Origin of the sequence: Roseomonas indoligenes (assembly GCF_017813365.1) — a bacterium.
GTDB classification, from domain to species: Bacteria; Pseudomonadota; Alphaproteobacteria; order Acetobacterales; family Acetobacteraceae; genus Roseomonas; species Roseomonas indoligenes.
In genome coordinates this window covers 59,375-75,375 of sequence record NZ_JAGIZA010000015.1, presented here as the reverse complement: position 1 = coordinate 75,375, position 16,001 = coordinate 59,375, and the positions used below count along the sequence as shown (strand labels likewise).

18 protein-coding genes and 1 riboswitch are annotated in these 16,001 nt (G+C 71.0%); of the genes, 11 read left to right on the top strand and 7 right to left on the bottom strand.

Annotation, left to right across the window (positions count from 1 at the left end):
- Nucleotides 1-17 precede the first annotated feature (17 nt).
- The 3 genes from J5Y10_RS20815 to J5Y10_RS20805 form a co-directional block, all read right to left on the bottom strand.
- Nucleotides 18-713 (bottom strand): 3-oxoacid CoA-transferase subunit A, encoded by a 696-nt coding sequence (locus J5Y10_RS20815; RefSeq protein WP_209376033.1) that lies wholly within the window; start codon nucleotides 711-713, stop codon nucleotides 18-20.
- Nucleotides 714-770: 57 nt separating this feature from the next.
- A complete protein-coding gene (locus J5Y10_RS20810; protein ID WP_209376032.1) occupies nucleotides 771-1,340 on the bottom strand; it encodes a 3'-5' exonuclease in 570 nt (189 codons plus the stop codon).
- A gap of 102 nt (nucleotides 1,341-1,442) precedes the next feature.
- The gene (locus tag J5Y10_RS20805; protein ID WP_209376031.1) at nucleotides 1,443-2,504 is read right to left on the bottom strand and encodes a transglutaminase-like domain-containing protein; all 1,062 of its coding nucleotides are present in this window, start codon (nucleotides 2,502-2,504) and stop codon (nucleotides 1,443-1,445) included.
- Nucleotides 2,505-2,710: 206 nt separating this feature from the next.
- Here J5Y10_RS20805 and J5Y10_RS20800 point away from each other — a divergent pair, with 206 nt between their 5' ends.
- A complete protein-coding gene (locus J5Y10_RS20800) occupies nucleotides 2,711-2,947 on the top strand; it encodes a hypothetical protein (protein WP_209376030.1) in 237 nt (78 codons plus the stop codon).
- Between the two features lie 81 nt (nucleotides 2,948-3,028).
- Here J5Y10_RS20800 and J5Y10_RS20795 read toward each other — a convergent pair whose 3' ends face one another.
- Nucleotides 3,029-4,603 (bottom strand): ABC transporter substrate-binding protein, encoded by a 1,575-nt coding sequence (locus tag J5Y10_RS20795; RefSeq protein ID WP_209376029.1) that lies wholly within the window; start codon nucleotides 4,601-4,603, stop codon nucleotides 3,029-3,031.
- A gap of 120 nt (nucleotides 4,604-4,723) precedes the next feature.
- A riboswitch (TPP riboswitch) is annotated at nucleotides 4,724-4,828 on the bottom strand.
- Between the two features lie 142 nt (nucleotides 4,829-4,970).
- Here J5Y10_RS20795 and J5Y10_RS20790 point away from each other — a divergent pair.
- The 9 genes from J5Y10_RS20790 to J5Y10_RS20750 all read left to right on the top strand — a co-directional run bounded on the left by J5Y10_RS20790 (nucleotide 4,971) and on the right by J5Y10_RS20750 (nucleotide 12,168).
- Nucleotides 4,971-5,951, top strand: coding sequence for an NAD-dependent epimerase/dehydratase family protein (locus tag J5Y10_RS20790; RefSeq protein ID WP_209376028.1), 981 nt, complete (start codon nucleotides 4,971-4,973; stop codon nucleotides 5,949-5,951).
- A 237-nt stretch (nucleotides 5,952-6,188) separates the two neighbouring features.
- The gene (locus J5Y10_RS20785; RefSeq protein ID WP_209376027.1) at nucleotides 6,189-7,178 is read left to right on the top strand and encodes a Bug family tripartite tricarboxylate transporter substrate binding protein; all 990 of its coding nucleotides are present in this window, start codon (nucleotides 6,189-6,191) and stop codon (nucleotides 7,176-7,178) included.
- A 258-nt stretch (nucleotides 7,179-7,436) separates the two neighbouring features.
- Entirely contained in the window at nucleotides 7,437-7,730 is a 294-nt protein-coding gene (locus J5Y10_RS20780) for a YciI family protein (RefSeq protein ID WP_209376026.1), read from the top strand.
- Complete coding sequence (locus J5Y10_RS20775; RefSeq protein WP_209376025.1) at nucleotides 7,727-8,137, top strand: EVE domain-containing protein; 411 nt, start codon at nucleotides 7,727-7,729, stop codon at nucleotides 8,135-8,137. The genes J5Y10_RS20780 and J5Y10_RS20775 overlap by 4 nt, the downstream gene beginning before the upstream one ends.
- Nucleotides 8,134-8,481: a Rieske (2Fe-2S) protein gene (locus tag J5Y10_RS20770; protein ID WP_209376024.1), complete on the top strand. Its 348-nt coding sequence runs from the start codon at nucleotides 8,134-8,136 to the stop codon at nucleotides 8,479-8,481. The genes J5Y10_RS20775 and J5Y10_RS20770 overlap by 4 nt, the downstream gene beginning before the upstream one ends.
- Before the next feature lie 130 nt (nucleotides 8,482-8,611).
- Entirely contained in the window at nucleotides 8,612-8,899 is a 288-nt protein-coding gene (locus J5Y10_RS20765) for a hypothetical protein (RefSeq protein ID WP_209376023.1), read from the top strand.
- A 133-nt stretch (nucleotides 8,900-9,032) separates the two neighbouring features.
- Complete coding sequence (gene acs, locus J5Y10_RS20760) at nucleotides 9,033-10,970, top strand: acetate--CoA ligase (RefSeq protein ID WP_209376022.1); 1,938 nt, start codon at nucleotides 9,033-9,035, stop codon at nucleotides 10,968-10,970.
- Nucleotides 10,967-11,458 (top strand): hypothetical protein, encoded by a 492-nt coding sequence (locus J5Y10_RS20755; protein WP_209376021.1) that lies wholly within the window; start codon nucleotides 10,967-10,969, stop codon nucleotides 11,456-11,458. The genes acs and J5Y10_RS20755 overlap by 4 nt, the downstream gene beginning before the upstream one ends.
- Nucleotides 11,455-12,168 carry an isochorismatase family protein gene (locus J5Y10_RS20750; RefSeq protein WP_209376020.1) on the top strand — a complete coding sequence of 238 codons (714 nt, stop codon included), beginning with the start codon at nucleotides 11,455-11,457 and terminating at the stop codon, nucleotides 12,166-12,168. Before J5Y10_RS20755 ends, J5Y10_RS20750 begins: the two co-directional genes overlap by 4 nt.
- A 169-nt stretch (nucleotides 12,169-12,337) precedes the next feature.
- Here the strand turns inward: J5Y10_RS20750 and J5Y10_RS20745 are convergent, their stop codons facing one another.
- Both J5Y10_RS20745 and hemE read right to left on the bottom strand, forming a co-directional pair.
- Nucleotides 12,338-13,318: a Tim44 domain-containing protein gene (locus J5Y10_RS20745; RefSeq protein WP_209376019.1), complete on the bottom strand. Its 981-nt coding sequence runs from the start codon at nucleotides 13,316-13,318 to the stop codon at nucleotides 12,338-12,340.
- A 104-nt stretch (nucleotides 13,319-13,422) separates the two neighbouring features.
- Complete coding sequence (hemE, locus tag J5Y10_RS20740) at nucleotides 13,423-14,484, bottom strand: uroporphyrinogen decarboxylase (RefSeq protein ID WP_209376018.1); 1,062 nt, start codon at nucleotides 14,482-14,484, stop codon at nucleotides 13,423-13,425.
- A 345-nt stretch (nucleotides 14,485-14,829) separates the two neighbouring features.
- Here hemE and J5Y10_RS20735 point away from each other — a divergent pair, with 345 nt between their 5' ends.
- Nucleotides 14,830-15,711: a pyruvate, water dikinase regulatory protein gene (locus tag J5Y10_RS20735; RefSeq protein ID WP_209376017.1), complete on the top strand. Its 882-nt coding sequence runs from the start codon at nucleotides 14,830-14,832 to the stop codon at nucleotides 15,709-15,711.
- A 24-nt stretch (nucleotides 15,712-15,735) separates the two neighbouring features.
- On the opposite strand, the gene J5Y10_RS20730 is transcribed toward J5Y10_RS20735, so the two are convergent.
- The gene (locus J5Y10_RS20730) at nucleotides 15,736-15,990 is read right to left on the bottom strand and encodes a hypothetical protein (protein ID WP_209376016.1); all 255 of its coding nucleotides are present in this window, start codon (nucleotides 15,988-15,990) and stop codon (nucleotides 15,736-15,738) included.
- Nucleotides 15,991-16,001: the final 11 nt, after the last annotated feature.

Sequence of the window (16,001 nt, the reverse complement as noted above, 5' to 3'; positions counted from 1 at the left end):
CTCCGTCGTCCGGGGCGTCAGGCCGCGCTCGCCTCGCCCCAGGGGGCGCCGCGCTTCACGTTGAGGACGCGGTCCACGAAGATGCCGGGCGTCACCACCTGCTCCCCTTCGATCGCGCCCAGTTCCACGATCCTCTCAGCCTGGACGATGGTGAGCTTCGCCGCCATCGCCATCACCGGGTTGAAGTTCCGCCCGCTGCGCCGGAAGGTCAGGTTGCCCCAGCGGTCCGCCTCCCAGGCCTCCACCAGCGCCACGTCGCCGGGCAGGGCCAGCTCCATCACATGCGGGCGGCCGTTGAACTCCCGCTCCTCCTTGCCCTGGCCCAGCCGCGTGCCCGCGGCGGTGGGGGTGAAGAAGGCTGGCACGCCGGCGCCGGCGGCGCGCATCCGCTCGGCCAGCGTGCCCTGCGGCACGATCTCCAGCTCCAGCCGGCCGGCCTTGTACAGCTCCTCGAACACCACGGAGCCCACGCTGCGCGGGAAGGAGCAGATGATCTTCCGCACCCGGCCCAGCTCCATCAGCCGCGCCAGCCCCGTGCGCCCGGTGCCCGCATTGTTGGCCACGATCGTCAGGTCCTTCGCCCCCTGCTCGATCAGCCCCTCGATCAGGTCGTCCGGCTGGCCCGCGGCACCGAAGCCGCCCACCAGCACCGTGCTGCCGTCCGCCACACCCTCCATGGCCTCGGCCATGTCCCGGACGATCTTGTTGATCACGTCGTTCCCTCTCCCATCCCAGCCCGGCCCATCTCAGCCCCGTCTCGGCACGACAGGTCAGGCCGCCATATCGCTCACCCGGTCATTGGTGAAGCCGTGCAGCCGCATCGGCGCGGCCGGCAGCCCGTGCAGCGCCCGCAGCAGGTTCGCCGCCAGCCAGGCATCCTCCAGCGCGCCGTGCAGGTTCCCCTCCCGCGCCAGCCCGCAGGCGGCGGAGGCCTGGGCCAACCCGGCCCGCTCCCCCGGCCGGGCCCGGCGCCAGGCCAGCATGGTGCAGAACTCGCCGCTCCAGGGCCGCGCCATCTCCAGCCGGTCGAACTCCCCGCCCAGCATCCGCCGGTCGAAGGCCATGTTGTGCGCGCAGCCCAGCGCGCCGCCGAAGAAGTCGGCCACCTCCTCCGCATGCGCCGCGAAGCCGGGCTGCTGGGCCAGATAGGCGTCCGACAGTCCGTGCACCCGATAGGCGCCGAAATGGCAGCGCATCCCCGGCGCGAAGACGAGGTGCAGCGTCCCCTCAGGTTCCAGAGACGCGTCCAGCCGCACGGCGCCGAGGGAAACGACCCGGTCCCCGCCGGTGCAGCCGGTGGTCTCGGTGTCGAAGACGATGACGGGGCGGCCAAGGGACATGGGCTGGGAAACTGCCACAGGGGGAAGGGATTGGGGAGGTTTGTGCGGGTGACCCCAGGGGAGGGGGAGAATTCCTTCTCCCTCTCCCCTGCCAGGGCGATGTCAGGTCCCGATCTCACGCGAGCGGATGGCGTAGCGGAAGGCGGCCGGGTCCAGGCAGTCCGGCTCTCCCTTGGCCGTCATGGCGCAGGGGTACATCAGGAAGTTGGATTCCATCGCGCGGGGCGCGCCGGGCAGGGCGATGTTGGTGGCGCTGTTGTAACCCACCCAGTTCATCTCCCAGTTCCCGAACAGGCGCTCCCGCTGTCGGCGGACATGCTCGCTCTCCACCGGCAGGTTCTCCTCCAGCACGACCTTGCGGACGTCGGCGGGGTCCACCGGCACCCACTGGCCGCCGACATGCATCTCCGTCCGGCAGTGCTGGGCGCGGGTGATGTCGGGGCTGCCGGTGCCGAGGGAACGGGAGTTCTCCGAGGGCGCGACGCGGATGCCGTAGACGTCGCGCGCGGGAATGCCGCAGGCGCGGGCCAGGCCGGTCATCAGCGCGTTGATGTCCGCGCACTTGCCGCCGAGCCAGCCGGTTTCCAGCATGGCCTTGATGTCACCCGTGCCGCAGCCGCGGGTGGCACCGTTGCGGAAGGTGTTGTCCACCACCCAGTCATAGAGGGCGCGGAGCTTCGCCTCATCGGTCCTGAGGCCGGCGGTGATGCGCTGCGCCGTCTCGGCCACGATGCCGTCCGTGGGCACGCTCTCGGTCGGCGCGGTCCAGAGGGCGCGCTCGGCCGCGCTCAGCGCCGCGGGCTCGGTGCCCCGGGGCCGGGTGGCGACGGCCTGGGTGACAACCACCCGCTGCTCCCGGGCGGAGGGCCAGGTGACGCGGAGCATCTCCGCGCCGTAGCGGGCGTCGCGCACCCGCTCGGCGCGGCCGTTCGTCTCGATGGCCGGCTCCTCCGCGCGCTGGTAGCCGCCGGCGGTCTGGACCAGGGGAAGCCAGAGGATGGCGGGCTCGTCCCCGGTTTCCACCGTCACCTCGGTCCGCAGCTCGAAGCGGCGCCAGCCGGGCGCAAGAGGTGCCTCCGCACGGGCCAGGTTGGGCAGGAAGGGCAGCCCGGCGGCGCCGGCCAGCAGGGCGCGGCGGGTGAACGGGTTCTGGATCGGCTTCAAGGGGCGTTGTCTCCACACGGGGAACGGATGACGCGGTTCCCTTTCTGGCCGTTTTGCGCCGGAGCGCCAAGCAGACCCCGAGAGTTCCATCCACGAAGCGAATAGCGGCTATACGCTCTTTCGCGTGGCTCAGGCGCAGGATCAGAGACATATCTCACGGCAGAAGATCGGCGCGCCGCCGACACAATCAGTCCAGAGTCCATTTCATGACCCGTTCGCTCCACCTCCTGAGCCTTGCCGCCGGCCTGGCAGCATCCCTTTCCGCCGTTGGAGCCCACGCCGACACGGCGCCCCGCGTCGATGGCACCGGGGCGCGGATCGCCGAGCGCAGTGCGGACGAGGCGATCTACGATGCGCGCTACGGCACGGCGCCCCGGAACGGTGCGGGGCAGACCTCGCTGGAAGGCAGCGGCGCCACCGGCGGTGGCGGTCAGCATGGCTGATTCCACCCCCCGTGGCATCGGCAAAGGGCCGGCGGGCGATCCGTCGGCCCCGCGCCTGTCCTGGCGCCACACCTCTCGGCCTCAGCCCCGGCGCAGGTTCCAGAGGTAGGGGTTAGGCCCCTGCAGCACGCCCGATAGATCCGCGCGGAACCCGGTCTTCAGCACGAAGAGGCCGGAGGGGGCGAAGCCCACATGGTCCCAGGCGCTGCGCTGCACATCGGCAAAGGCCAGGGCCTGGCCCGCGGCGTCGGGGGCATAGAGCCAGTGCTCGATATTTGCCTCCGTCGCGGGGTCGGCCGGCCAGCCGAACCAGGCCGTCGGGCCATCCCCCCGGATGCCGGAATTCACCGCCGGGTTGGCGATGGAGGCGGCAGGGAAGTTCGTCGGGTAGATGCTCCAGCCTCCGTGATTCGCATCCTCCCGGGAGTTGCGGCGGCTGAGCATGGCGGCCCAGTCCATCTCCTGCAGATCCACCTGGAAGCCGAGCTGGCGGCAGACATCGGCGGCCAGCCGGCCCTGGGGCGCGACGGCGGCGAAATCGGTGGGGTTGATCACCACCACCTTCGCGCCTTCCGCCCCCGCCGCGCGGATGGCGGCCCGGGCTTTCGCGAAGTCGCGCGGGGGTGAGGGAAATTCCGTCACCCCGGGCAGGGTGCAGGGGAACAGGGCGTGGCACTCCCGCCAGTCGCCCGGCGCGGCCACGGCGGCCATATGGTCGGGCTGGCTGATGCAGTCGCGCACCGCGCGCCGCACCTCGATCCTGTCGAAGGGCGCGTGCAGGTGGTTGAAGCGGATCACGCCGAGGAAGCCGATGGGGTCGTAGACCTGGGTCTTCAGGTTGCGGTCCCGCTCCAGCACCGGCAGCAGATCCGGCAGCGGGTACTCGACCCAGTCCACCTCCCCGCGCTGCAGGGCGGCGCCGGCCGTCGCGCCGTCCGGGATGATGTGCCACTCCAGCCGATCGAAGTGCACGCGCTTGCCGCCCGAGGCACCCTCGGCCGGCTCGTCCCGCGGCACATAGGCCTCGTTGCGGGCATAGGCCACGAAGCTGCCGGGATTGAACTCGGCGGCCACGAACTTCCAGGGACCGCTGCCGACGATCTCCGACACCGGCCTGGCCGGGTCCGTCATCGCCAGCCGCTCCGGCATGATGAAGGGTGGCACGCCGGCGGGCTTGGCCAGGGCGTAGAGCATGGCGGGGAAGGCGCGGTTCAGCCGGATGGTCAGCGTCCGGTCGTCCGGCGTTCCCCACTCCGCCACGGCCTTGGCGAGCATCCCTCCGAAGAGGTCCCGCGCGCACCAGCGCTTCAGACTGACAACACAATCGCGTGAGAGAACGGGCGCACCATCATGGAAGCGAAGGCCGTCCCGCAGCCGGATGGTCCAGAGCAGCCCGTCCGCGCTCACCTCGTGCCCCGCCGCCATCTGCGGGTGCGGATCGAGCCTCGCATCGGTCGCGAAGAGGGTATCGAAGACGCAGAAGCCGTGGGTGGTGCTGATCGTGGCGTTCTGCACGATCGGGTCCAGCGCCGTCAGCGCGGCCTGCGGCACGAAGCGCAGCGTGCGCGCCCGCGCGGGCTGGGCCAGGGCCGGTTGAGCCAATGGAGCAAGGCCCGCGGAGAGAGCGGCGCCCTTCAGCAGGGAACGACGGTGCATGCGTTTTCCTCCCTCCCGGGGGCGGGCAGAGGCGGCGCGAGGGCTTCTCGCGCCCGCGCAGCACCGCGCCCCGGCCGCGAGCGGCAGGGGGTCGGGCCAGCGCGATCCGGGCGCGGCTTCGTCCTCAGGATGCACCGTCCCTACGCCGGTCCGAACCGGGTCAGGTTCCAGGGGTCGCGGGTTTCCCCGCCTCTCAGCCCGGTATGGGCTCCCCCCGGTGTCCTCGCGCGGTATGGAACGGTGCCGGGGCGGCCCGCAAGACGCATATGGCCCCCAGGCCTCAGCCCTGATACCTGCAGGATCCTATAGAGTGGAAACCGCCATGTTCTCCTGCCCTGCCGCCCGGCCGGCCCGCGCCTTCTGACGGATGGGCCAGGTTCTCGTCACCGGCGCGGCCGGCTTCATCGGTGCCCATGTCTGCCAGGCCCTACTCGCGCGCGGCGAGCAGGTGATCGGCCTCGACAATTTCAACTCATACTACGACCCGGCGCTGAAGGAGGCGCGGCTGGCCGCGCTGACGGGCAACAACCGGCCCGGCGCCTTCACGATGCACCGGTTGGACCTGGCCTCGACGGACGATCTCCTCGCTCTCTTCGCGGCCAATCCCGGCATCGACCGCGTGGCGCATCTCGGTGCCCAGGCCGGGGTGCGCTGGTCGCTGGAAGCGCCCTTCGCCTACACCTCCACCAACGTCACCGGCCACCTGGGCATCCTGGAGGGCGTCCGGCGCAGCGAGGGCCGCATCGGCCACACCGTCTACGCCTCCACCAGCTCGGTCTATGGCAGCCGCACGGACGGCGCCTTCCGCGAGACGGACCGCACGGACACCCCCGCCTCCCTCTACGCCGCCACCAAGAAGGCGGGGGAGGTGATGAGCAGCACCTATGCCGACCTCTACAACCTCCGGCTCACCGGCCTGCGCTTCTTCACGGTCTATGGCCCCTGGGGCCGCCCGGACATGGCCTACTGGCTCTTCACCGACGCCATCCTGAAGGGCCGCCCCATCCGCCTGTTCAACGAGGGGCGGATGCAGCGCGACTTCACCTATATCGACGACATCGTGGCCGGCATCCTCGCCGCGCTCGACAACCCGCCCGTCCAGGGGGGCCACCGCGTCTACAACATCGGCAACAGCCAGCCGGAACCCCTGCTGGACATGGTCTCCATCCTGGAGGACCTCATCGGCATGCCCGCCCGGCGCGAGTTGCTGCCCATGCAGCCCGGCGACGTGCCCTCCACCTTCGCCGACATCTCCGCCATTCAGGGCGACTTCGGCTGGGAACCGACGACGGACCTCAAGACGGGGCTCGGGCACTTCGTGCGGTGGTGGAAGGCCTATTTCGGGTAACGTCGCGCCATCGCGCGCCTCTTCCGATCAGGCCGGAACCAGGGGGCGCCGCCCCCTGGGACCCCCGCCAAGGGCCTGAGGCCGCTGGACCCCCGTCCCGCTGCCACCGCGCCGGACTGGCACGGGGTTCTGGCGTGAAGGATCAAGCCGAACAAGGACGGCGTTCTTTCCCCCCCTCGCTCCTCCCGGTGTCCTGTTGCTAGCCTGCGCGCAACGAGCCCCGGAGGAAGATGGCCCATGACACGCGTGAACCGCCGCGCCCTGCTGCGCCTGCTGCCCGCCGCTGCCCTTCTGCCATTGGCGCGCACGGCCCGGGCGCAGGCGCCGGAGGAATGGCCGGCCCGGACGGTGACCATCATCGTACCCTTCGCGCCCGGCAGTTCTTCCGACATCGTGGCGCGGGCCATGTCCGGGCCGATGTCGCAGGCGATCGGCAAGGCCGTGGTGGTGGAGAACCGGCCCGGCGCCACCGGTGAACTGGGCGCCCGCGCCGTGATCCGCAGCGCGCCGGACGGGCTAACGCTGATGCACGCGCCGATCAGCACCTGGGCCATCAACGTCGCCCTGCGGCCGAACCTTGGCTACGATCCGGTGAAGCAGCTGGCCGGCCTCAGCCAGACGGTCCGCACGCCGAACGTGCTGGTGGTGAACCCGGCGCAGGTTCCCGCGAACGACCTTCCCTCCCTCATTGCCTGGCTGAAGGCGAACCGGGCCTCCTACTCCACCTCCGGCGTTGGCTCCTCGGACCACCTGACGATGGAGATGTTCAAGCAGCTCACCGGCACGGACATCGCCCACGTGCCCTATTCCGGCGGGGCACCCGCGACGACCGACCTGATCGCCGGCAACGTCCAGCTCTCCTTCCAGAACCTCGGCTCCATCGCGCCGCAGATCGCGGACGGTCGGGTGAAGCCGATCCTCATCACCGCGGAGACCCGCCACCGGCTGCTGCCGAACCTGCCCACGGGGGTGGAGGCGGGGCTGCGCGATCTCGTCGTCTATTCCTGGCAGGCTCTGGGCGCCCCGGCCGGCCTGCCGCCGGCGCTCGGCCAGCGCATCCAGGCCCAGGCCGCCGCCGCCCTTCGCGCGCCGGAGGTGACGCGCCGCATGGACGAGATCGGCTTCGAGGTGGTGGCCAGCACCCCGGCCGAGTTCGTGGCCTTCCAGGCGAATGAGATCGCGCGCTGGAAGCGGGTGGTGGAGGCGGGGAATATCGCGCCGGCCTGATCGGCGGCTCCGCCGGGGAAGAAAAAACCCTTCCCCTCAACTTCATCATCCTCTTTTCCGGGCAGCTGCGGCAGCCCGATGCAGGTCCAAAAGGCCTCCTGGCGGAGGGCTCCATAGTGTTCGAGGCATTGCCTCGAACGCCGAAGGCCGCGGCGCCTGCCCGGTGCCACCAGCACCGCCCGGCCCGAGGTTGCACACCCCGCCCAGCGGCGCTTCCATGCGGCCCGCGCCGGAATCGACCGGCGGGGAGGAAGTACCGTGCTGTTCGCCATCGTCAGCTACGACAAGCCGGACGCGCTGGAGCGCCGGCTGGCCGCGCGGCCGAAGCACCTGGTGTGGCTGGACGCGGCGGGTCCTTCGCTGCGCTATGTCGGGCCGCTGCTGGACGAGGGCGGCAAGCAGCGCGGCAGCATCGTGGTGACGGAGCAGCCGGACCTGGAGACGGCGCGGGCCTTCGCGAAGGCCGATCCGTTCTGGGAGGCCGATGTCTTCGGCAGCCAGACCGTGCACGCGTTCCGCGAGATCTTCCGCGACGGGGCCAGGGTGGCGTGACCGCCTACTGGCTGGTGAAGAGCGAGCCGGACGCCTTCTCCTGGAATCAGCAGGTGGCGAACGGGGTGGAGCCCTGGACCGGGGTCCGCAACGCGCAGGCGGCGGCGAACCTGCGGGCGATGAGGGTCGGCGACGAGGCCTTCTTCTACCACTCCAACATCGGCAAGGAGGTGGTGGGCATCGTCGAGGTGGTGCGGGAAGCCTATCCCGACCCGAGCGACGAGACGGGGCGCTGGATCTGCGTGGACATGCGCGCGGTGCGGCCGGTGCCGCGGCCCGTGACGCTGGCGGCGATGAAGGCGGAGCCGCGGCTGGAAGGGCTGGCGCTGATCCGGCAGTCCCGCCTCTCCGTCGTGCCGGTCTCGGCGGAGCACCGGGCGCTGATCCTCTCCATGGCGGGGCTTTGACGGGGGATCGTGCCCTCTGCCGACTGGAGGAGATCCCGGCAGGCGGGGCGCGCGGCTTCCCGCCCGCGCAGGGCGGCTTCACCGGGTTGGTGGCGGTGCGGCGGGGCGGGGCCGTGCATGTCTACGTCAATGCGTGCCCGCATCTCGGCATTCCCCTGGAGAGCCTGCCGGACCGGTTCCTGGACCGCGCGGGGCGCCACTTGGTGTGCACCGCGCACGGTGCGCGCTTCCGGGTGGAGGACGGGTTCTGCGTCTCCGGCCCTTGCACGGGCGAGCGGCTGGAGGCGGTGGAGGCGCGGGTCGAGGAAGGGGTGTTGATCGTTCCCGCGGCGGCAGGCTTGTAACGCTCCGGTACGGCATGCCGTCACGATGCCGCAATTCCGCCGCCGCCTTGCGCCGATTTCTGCGTTCTATCCCTGTGAGGGACCCTGGAAGGTCCAAAAGAAAGAGGAGGCCATCTTGCGGAAACCGTTCGTGCGCATCGTCTCATGGGGCCGAAAGGCTCTCGTCCTCGCGGCGCTGATCGGCGCCCCGGCGCTGGCGGCCGCCCCGGCGGCGCAGGCCCAGCCCGTGCCCGCCGTGATGCTGGGCAGCGGCCCGGCGGCCGAGCTGGTGCCGGTGCAGTATTACGGCCCGCCGCGCGGCTATTACGGCCATCGCCACCGCCACTGGCGCCGCCCGCCGCCCCCGCCGCGCTACTACCGCCACTATGGCGGCTATCGCGGCGGCTACCACCGCGGCCCGCCGCGCCACTGGCGCTGAGGGTCAGGCCCTGAAGGGCAGGGGGCCGGGGCGGTGACGCCTCGGCCCCTCTCTTTCGAGGGGGCGCCTTGACGGGGCGGGGCGGGGGGCCACCATGGGCGGGAAGGGCCTGAAGGCCACCGAGAGGACCGCCATGACCGACAACACCCTCATCGCCGTGAAGCCCGAGATCGCCGCCGGCAGCCACGCCGATGCGGAGCGGCGCACGGCCATGGTGGCCGAGGCCACGAAGGACCCGGACGGCTTCTGGGCCCGCGAGATGAACCGCCTGGCCTGGATGCGCGCGCCGACGAAGATCAAGAACACGAGCTTCGAGGGCGATGTCTCCATCCGGTGGTTCGAGGACGGCGTCCTCAACCTGACGGAATCCTGCCTGGACCGCCATGTGGAGGGCGGGCGCGGCGATGCCGTCGCGATCATCTGGGAAGGCGACGACCCCAAGGCCGACGCGCATGTGACGTATCGCCAGCTGCTGGAGCGCGTGTGCCGGCTGGCCAATGCCATGAAGTCCCTCGGCGTGCGCCGCGGCGACCGCGTGTCGATCTACCTGCCGATGATCGTGGAGAGCGCGGTGGCCATGCTGGCCTGCGCGCGCATCGGCGCCGTGCACTCCGTGATCTTCGGCGGTTTCTCCCCGGACAGCCTGTCCAGCCGCATCCAGGACTGCGAGAGCACCCTGCTGATCACGGCCGATGAGGGCCGCCGCGGCGGCCGCACCGTGCCGCTGAAGGCGAATGCGGACGAGGCGCTGAAGTCCTGCCCGACGATCAGGAACGTCATCGTTGCGAGGAACACCGGCGGCGGCGTCGCGATGGAGGATGGCCGCGACCACGACTGGGCCGAACTGTGCGACGCGCAGTCCGCGGAGTGCGCGCCGGAGCCGATGGGGGCGGAGGACCCGCTCTTCATCCTCTACACCTCCGGCTCCACGGGGAAGCCGAAGGGCGTGCTGCACACCACCGGCGGCTACGGCGTCTGGGCCGCCTTCACGCATGAGCTGGTCTTCGACTACCGCCCGGGCGAGGTCTACTGGTGCACAGCCGATGTGGGCTGGGTGACCGGGCACACCTACATCGTCTACGGCCCGCTGGCGAACGGCGCGACGACGCTGATGTTCGAGGGCGTGCCGAACTGGCCGGATTCTAGCCGCTTCTGGAGCGTGGTGGACAAGCACAAGGTGAACATCTTCTACACCGCGCCCACCGCCATCCGCGCGCTGATGCGGGAGGGCGAGGCGCCGGTGAAGAAGTCCTCCCGCAAGTCGCTCCGCATCCTCGGTTCCGTCGGCGAGCCGATCAATCCGGAGGCTTGGCTCTGGTACTACCGCGTGGTGGGCGACGAGCGCTGCCCAATCGTGGACACCTGGTGGCAGACGGAGACGGGCGGCATCCTAATCTCCCCCTTGCCTGGTTCCGTGGCGCAGAAGCCGGGGTCCGCGACGCTTCCCCTACCGGGCGTCTTCCCCGCGCTGGTGGACAATGACGGGGCGATCCTGGAGGGCGCGACGGAGGGCAACCTCGTCATCACCGACAGCTGGCCCGGCCAGATGCGGACCGTGTTCCGCGACCACGAGCGCTTCGTGCAGACCTACTTCTCCACCTTCCCCGGCAAGTACTTCACCGGCGACGGCGCGCGGCGGGACGAGGACGGCTACTGGTGGATCACCGGCCGCGTGGACGACGTGCTGAACGTCTCCGGCCACCGAATGGGCACCGCCGAGATCGAGAGCGCGCTGGTGGCGCACCCCAAGGTGGCGGAGGCCGCCGTCGTCGGCATGCCGCACGAGATCAAGGGCCAGGGCATCTACGCCTATGTCACGCTGAAGGTGGACGAGGAGCCGACCGAGGCGCTGCGCAAGGAGCTGGTGGCCTGGGTCCGCAAGGAGATCGGGCCCATTGCATCGCCGGACGCCATCCAGTGGGCGCCGGGCCTGCCCAAGACGCGCTCGGGCAAGATCATGCGGCGCATCCTGCGCAAGATCGCGGCGAACGAGACGGACAACCTCGGCGATACCTCCACGCTGGCGGACCCGACGGTGGTGCAGGACCTGATCGGGAACCGCGTGGGGTGAGGTTCCTTCGGCCCGCGCTGGCGCTGCTGCTCCTCGCGGGCCTTCTGCCCGCCCCGGCGGCAGAGGCGGCGCGGGCCGTACGCGGGTCCTGCGAAGGCGGCACCTGCACCTGGTTCCGGGAATTGTCCCGCGACGTGGCCGGGGCCAGCGCCCGCGGGACACTGCTGCGCCTGGAAATCCGCTGGTGGACCAGCGCCGACCGTCAGGGTTCGGGGGAGGAGGAGGGGCGGCAGGAGATCCTGTACTTCCTCTGCTCCGGCAGCGGACCCGCCCTGGTGGGGCGGGAGGGCCGGCGCTGGCGAGAGAGGCCGCTGGACCCGGGCCAGCCCGCCCCGGCGGACCGCGCCGTGGCCACGGCCTATGGCTGGGTCTGCCACGGCATCGTCCCCGGCGCGCGCGGCCCGTCCCTTGCAGACCTCTATCCCAACCGCCCCGCCGCGTTGCGTGAGGGCCGGCTCCTGCAGCGCCCCGAGGACGTTCTTCGATGACCGACCGCACCCCCCAGGAACTCCCCCGCGTCCCTGGCGACCGCCTCCTGCCCGCCGAGCCCGAGGCCTTCCCGATCCTGCCCTCCCGCACCGCCCTGATCGTGGTGGACATGCAGAACGCCTACGCCTCGGAGGAAGGCTACCTGGACAAGGCCGGCTTCGATCTCTCCGGCGCGCAATCCGTTATCGGCAAGGTGACGCAGGTGGTGGCCGCCGCCCGGATGCTCGGCATCCAGGTCGTCTGGTTCCAGAACGGCTGGGACCCCGAGGGCATTGAGGCCGGCGGTCCCGGTTCACCCAATTATTGGAAGTCCAACGCCCTGCGCCTGATGCGCGAGCAGCCCGAACTGGCCGGAACCCTCCTGGCCAAGGGGACCTGGGACTACGCCCTGGTGCCGCAGATGCAGCGCGCGCCCGGCGACATCCTGATCCAGAAGCCCCGCTACGGCGGCTTCAACGGCACCCAGTTGGAGATGATGCTGCGTGCCCGGGACATCCGCGACATCCTCTTCTGCGGCGTGGCCACCAATGTCTGCGTGGAAAGCACCCTGCGCGAGGCCTTCCACCACGAGTTCTGGCCGGTGCTGGTGGAGGACGCCTGCTGGCAGGGCGGGCCGCGTTTCGTGCACGACGCGACGGTCTTCAACGTGAAGACCTTCTTCGGATGGGTGACGGATACGGCGGCGCTGACGGAGCTCGCCAGGGCTTAGCGCCCTGACACGGAGTTTCCGCGTGGTGGGTCCGGTCCTGCCTTTGCAGTCGCCTCGGCTCCACGAGCCGAGGCGCACCGTCAGCCGAGGAAAGCCAAGAACCTAGAAAGAGATGATGGTGAGGGGGCCGCGGAGAGGAAGAATTCCTTCCTCTCCCCGGGACAGACCGTCAGCCGACCTGCTGGATCGCCGAGAGCAGCCAGGTCTCGCGCGGCCGGCGGACGAAGGTCCAGATCTCCGTGGAGGTCTGCCGGGTGTTCGGGTCTCCCTCCACCACCTGGCCGGCGGTGTCGCGGGTCACGTCGATCATGCTGAAGCGCATGGCCACCGTGGCGTATTCCAGGCCGTCCTCCGCCCAGGCCTCGGAGAGGTCGCCGGATTCCAGCCGCACGTCGCGGGTTTCGTTGTGCCAGCCGCGGGCGGAGAGGTCGCGCAGGTCGCCCTCGAAGTAGCGGACCATCTCCGGCGTGGCGAGGCGGGCGAGGGTGCCGGTGTCGCGGTTGGACCAGGCCTGGTTGATGCGGATCAGGGTGTTCTCGAAGGCGGCGAAGTCCGTCTCCGTGATCTGCAGCGCGCGGGTGGCGGTGCGGCCACCGGCGCCACGGCCCATGGCGTTGCCGTCGTCCAGGCTGCGGGCCATGGCGCCGTTGGGGGTGGCCCCTGCCATGGCCGGAGCCGGGCTGCGGTTCCGCAGGGCGCGCAGCACGAACCAGATGATGCCGGCGATCAGGGCGAGCTGGAGCAGGAAGCCCAGGAAGCCCGCGCCGCCGGACATGCCGCCGAAGGCACCATGGCCGAACAGCATCCCGGCGATGCCGGCGCCAAGCAGGCCGCCCATCAGGCCGGACATGAAGCCGCCGCCGAACATGCCGCCCCGGTTGGGGTTGGTGTAGCTCGGCGTCGGGCGCGGCTGGGCGTAGCCGGGGCTGGGCGCGTTGTAGCCCGGGCGCGGCGTTTCCGTACGGTTGAAGGGGTTCGCGGTGCCGGGCGCGGTGCGGGTGCTCGGCGGCGGGGCGTAGCTGCGGCTGCCCCGGCTGCCCGAGGAGAAGCCGCCACCGGGCCGGGCCTCGGCAATGGCGGGGCCGAGCGCGAGGGCCAGGGCGGCGAAGGCGGCCAGGAGGCGGGCGCGGGGGCGGGGGCGGGGGCGCATGGACGGGTTGCTCCCGAGAGGGTTTCTCACAGCCCTGTAATATAGCGCGCGCCGCGCCGGTTTCATCGCCCTGGCTTCATTGCCCTGGCTTCATCGGGCTGCGGCTATCCCGCCTTCACCTGTCGCACCAGCTCGGCCACGTGGTCGACCGGCGTGTCCGGCGTGATGCCGTGACCGAGGTTGAAGATGAAGGGGCGGCCCTTCATGGCGGCGAGGATGGCGGCCGTCGCCTCCTTCATCCCCGGCCCGCCCTGGACCAGGAGGCGGGAGTCCAGGTTGCCCTGCAGGGTGACGTCACGCGGCAGGGTAGAGGCGGCCCAGACCGGGTCCACCGTCTCGTCCAGGCCCATCCCCTGCACGCCGGCCGAGGCGGCGTAGGAGGGCAGCCCAGGGCCGGCCAGGCGGGGGAAGCCGATCAGGGGGAAGTCTGGGCCCAGCCGGGCCCTCAGGCGGGCCGTGAGGACGGCTGTGGGAGCCACGACCCAGCGGTCAAAGAGGTCGGGGGGCAGGAGGCCGGACCAGGAGTCGAAGAGCATCAGCGCCTCGGCGCCCGCTTCGGCCTGGGCGATGAGATAGGCTTCCGCGGCCTCCAGCAGGACATCGTAGAGGTCGGCGAGGAAGTCCGGCCTTTCCTCGGCGGCACGGCGCGCCTCGGGGAAGCCGGAGCCGCCACGGCCGTCGATCATATAGCAGGCGGTGGTCCAGGGGGCGCCGGCGAAGCCGATCAGGGCGGTGCCGGGATGATCCCTTTCCAGTCCCAGGCGGATCCGGGCGACGGTCTCCATGATGGGGGAGGCACGCCGGGCCGCCTCGGCCGGGCGCAGAGCCGCCAGGGCGGCGGCGTCGCGCACCGGGTCCAGGATGGGTCCCACACCCTCCGCTCCACCCTTTCCGTAGCGGAGGCCCTGGCCCATGGCCCAGGGCAGCATCGGCAGGTCTGTGAAGAGAATGGCGGCGTCCAGGCCGGGGAAGCGGCGCAGGGGCTGGAAGGTGACCTCGGCCGAGAGCTCGGGGTTCAGGCACAGCTCCAGGAAGCCGCCCGCACGCTCCTTCGTGGCGCGGTATTCCGGCAGGTACCGGCCGGCCTGGCGCATGAGCCAGACCGGCGGCGGCCACACGGCCTCGCCGGCCAGGGCACGGAGGAAGGGTTTGTCCACGGGGTCCATCGGGCCCCTTTCACTCTAATTGGATTCTTTAAGAAAGATTGGGGTGGTTAGTAGGGGGTGTGAGTCCTGTGGACGCATCCGCCGGCGCATTTCATCCCGAGGGTTTTCCACAGGGCCGGAGGGGCGGGGACTCGCTGACTCGGGCCGAGTCGGTGACTCGCTCCCCGGGGGGTCACAGAAGGGGCGGGGATTCGATCCACCCTGGCGTGAGTCGTGACTCACCCTCCCCATGACTCAGCGGGAGTCGGGGAAGGCCGGGATTCATCCCCAGGACTCACCCCCGCGCCCCGAGTCCTCCCCAGCGGCTTCTCCTCATTCCCGCCCGATCTGGGCTAGGCTCGTCCGATGCCGCGCATCACCAACCTCCACCTCGTCTCGGACAGCACCGGGGAGACGCTGAACTCCATGGCGCGCGCGACACTGGCGCGCTTCGAGGAACCGCACGTCATCCAGCACCGCTGGTTCCTCGTCCGGTCCCGGTTCCAGCTGGAACAGGTGCTGGAGGGCATCCAGGCGGAGCCCGGCCCCGTCCTCTTCACCATGGCGGACAAGTCGCTCCGCCACTCCCTGGAGGAGTTCACGGCCCGCCTGGGCGTCACCAGCCTCTCCGTCCTCGACCAGACGCTGGACCTGCTGCAAGCCGCGATCGGCGAGGCGGCGAAGGAGAAGCGCGCTGCCCAGCACGTACTGGACGCGGACTATTTCCGCCGCATCGACGCCATGCACTACGTGCTGGCCCATGACGACGGGCAGGGCACCGCCGGCATCGCGGAGGCCGATGTCTGCCTCGTCGGCGTCTCCCGCAGCAGCAAGACGCCGACCTGCTTCTACCTGGCCAATCGCGGCATCAAGGCCGCCAACGTGCCGATCGTGCCCGGCACCGTCCTTCCCCCGGAGCTGGAGGCCCCGCCCTGCCCGGTGGTCGGGCTGACGATCGAGGTGAACGCCCTACTGGAGATCCGCCGCCACCGGCTGAAGCTCATCGGCCACAGCCCCGGCGCGATCCGCCAGGAAGCGACCGACTACGTGGACCCGGAGGCGGTGAAGGCGGAGATCCTGTCCGCCCGGCGCCTCTGCACCGCCCATGGCTGGCCGGTGATCGACGTGACCCGCCGCAGCATCGAGGAGACCGCGGCGACCGTGCTGCAACTGATGGAAGGCTGGCACGCCCGCGCCGGCCTCCTCGCCGGGCCGCACGGGGCGAACCAGGGGCCGCCGGCCCGCTAGGGGCCCAACCCGCCCCTGCGGCCGTCAGCCGAAAGGATTGCGGACGGAATCTGTATTCCCGCCAGTCTCGACCGCCTCGGGCAGCCGGTCGGCCTCTGCCTCCAGCACGGCCAGGGCGGCGTCCACCAGCCCTTTCAGCCGCCGGGCACGGTCCAGCCCGGCGCGGTCGCGGGTGAGGTCCAGGCTGCCGTGGAGGGAGACCCGGTCCAGCCGGTTCTCCGCCGTCAGCTCCCCGATGCGGAGCGTGGCGGCCTCGTCGGCATAGGGGTGGAAGGGCATGGCTGGTCCCT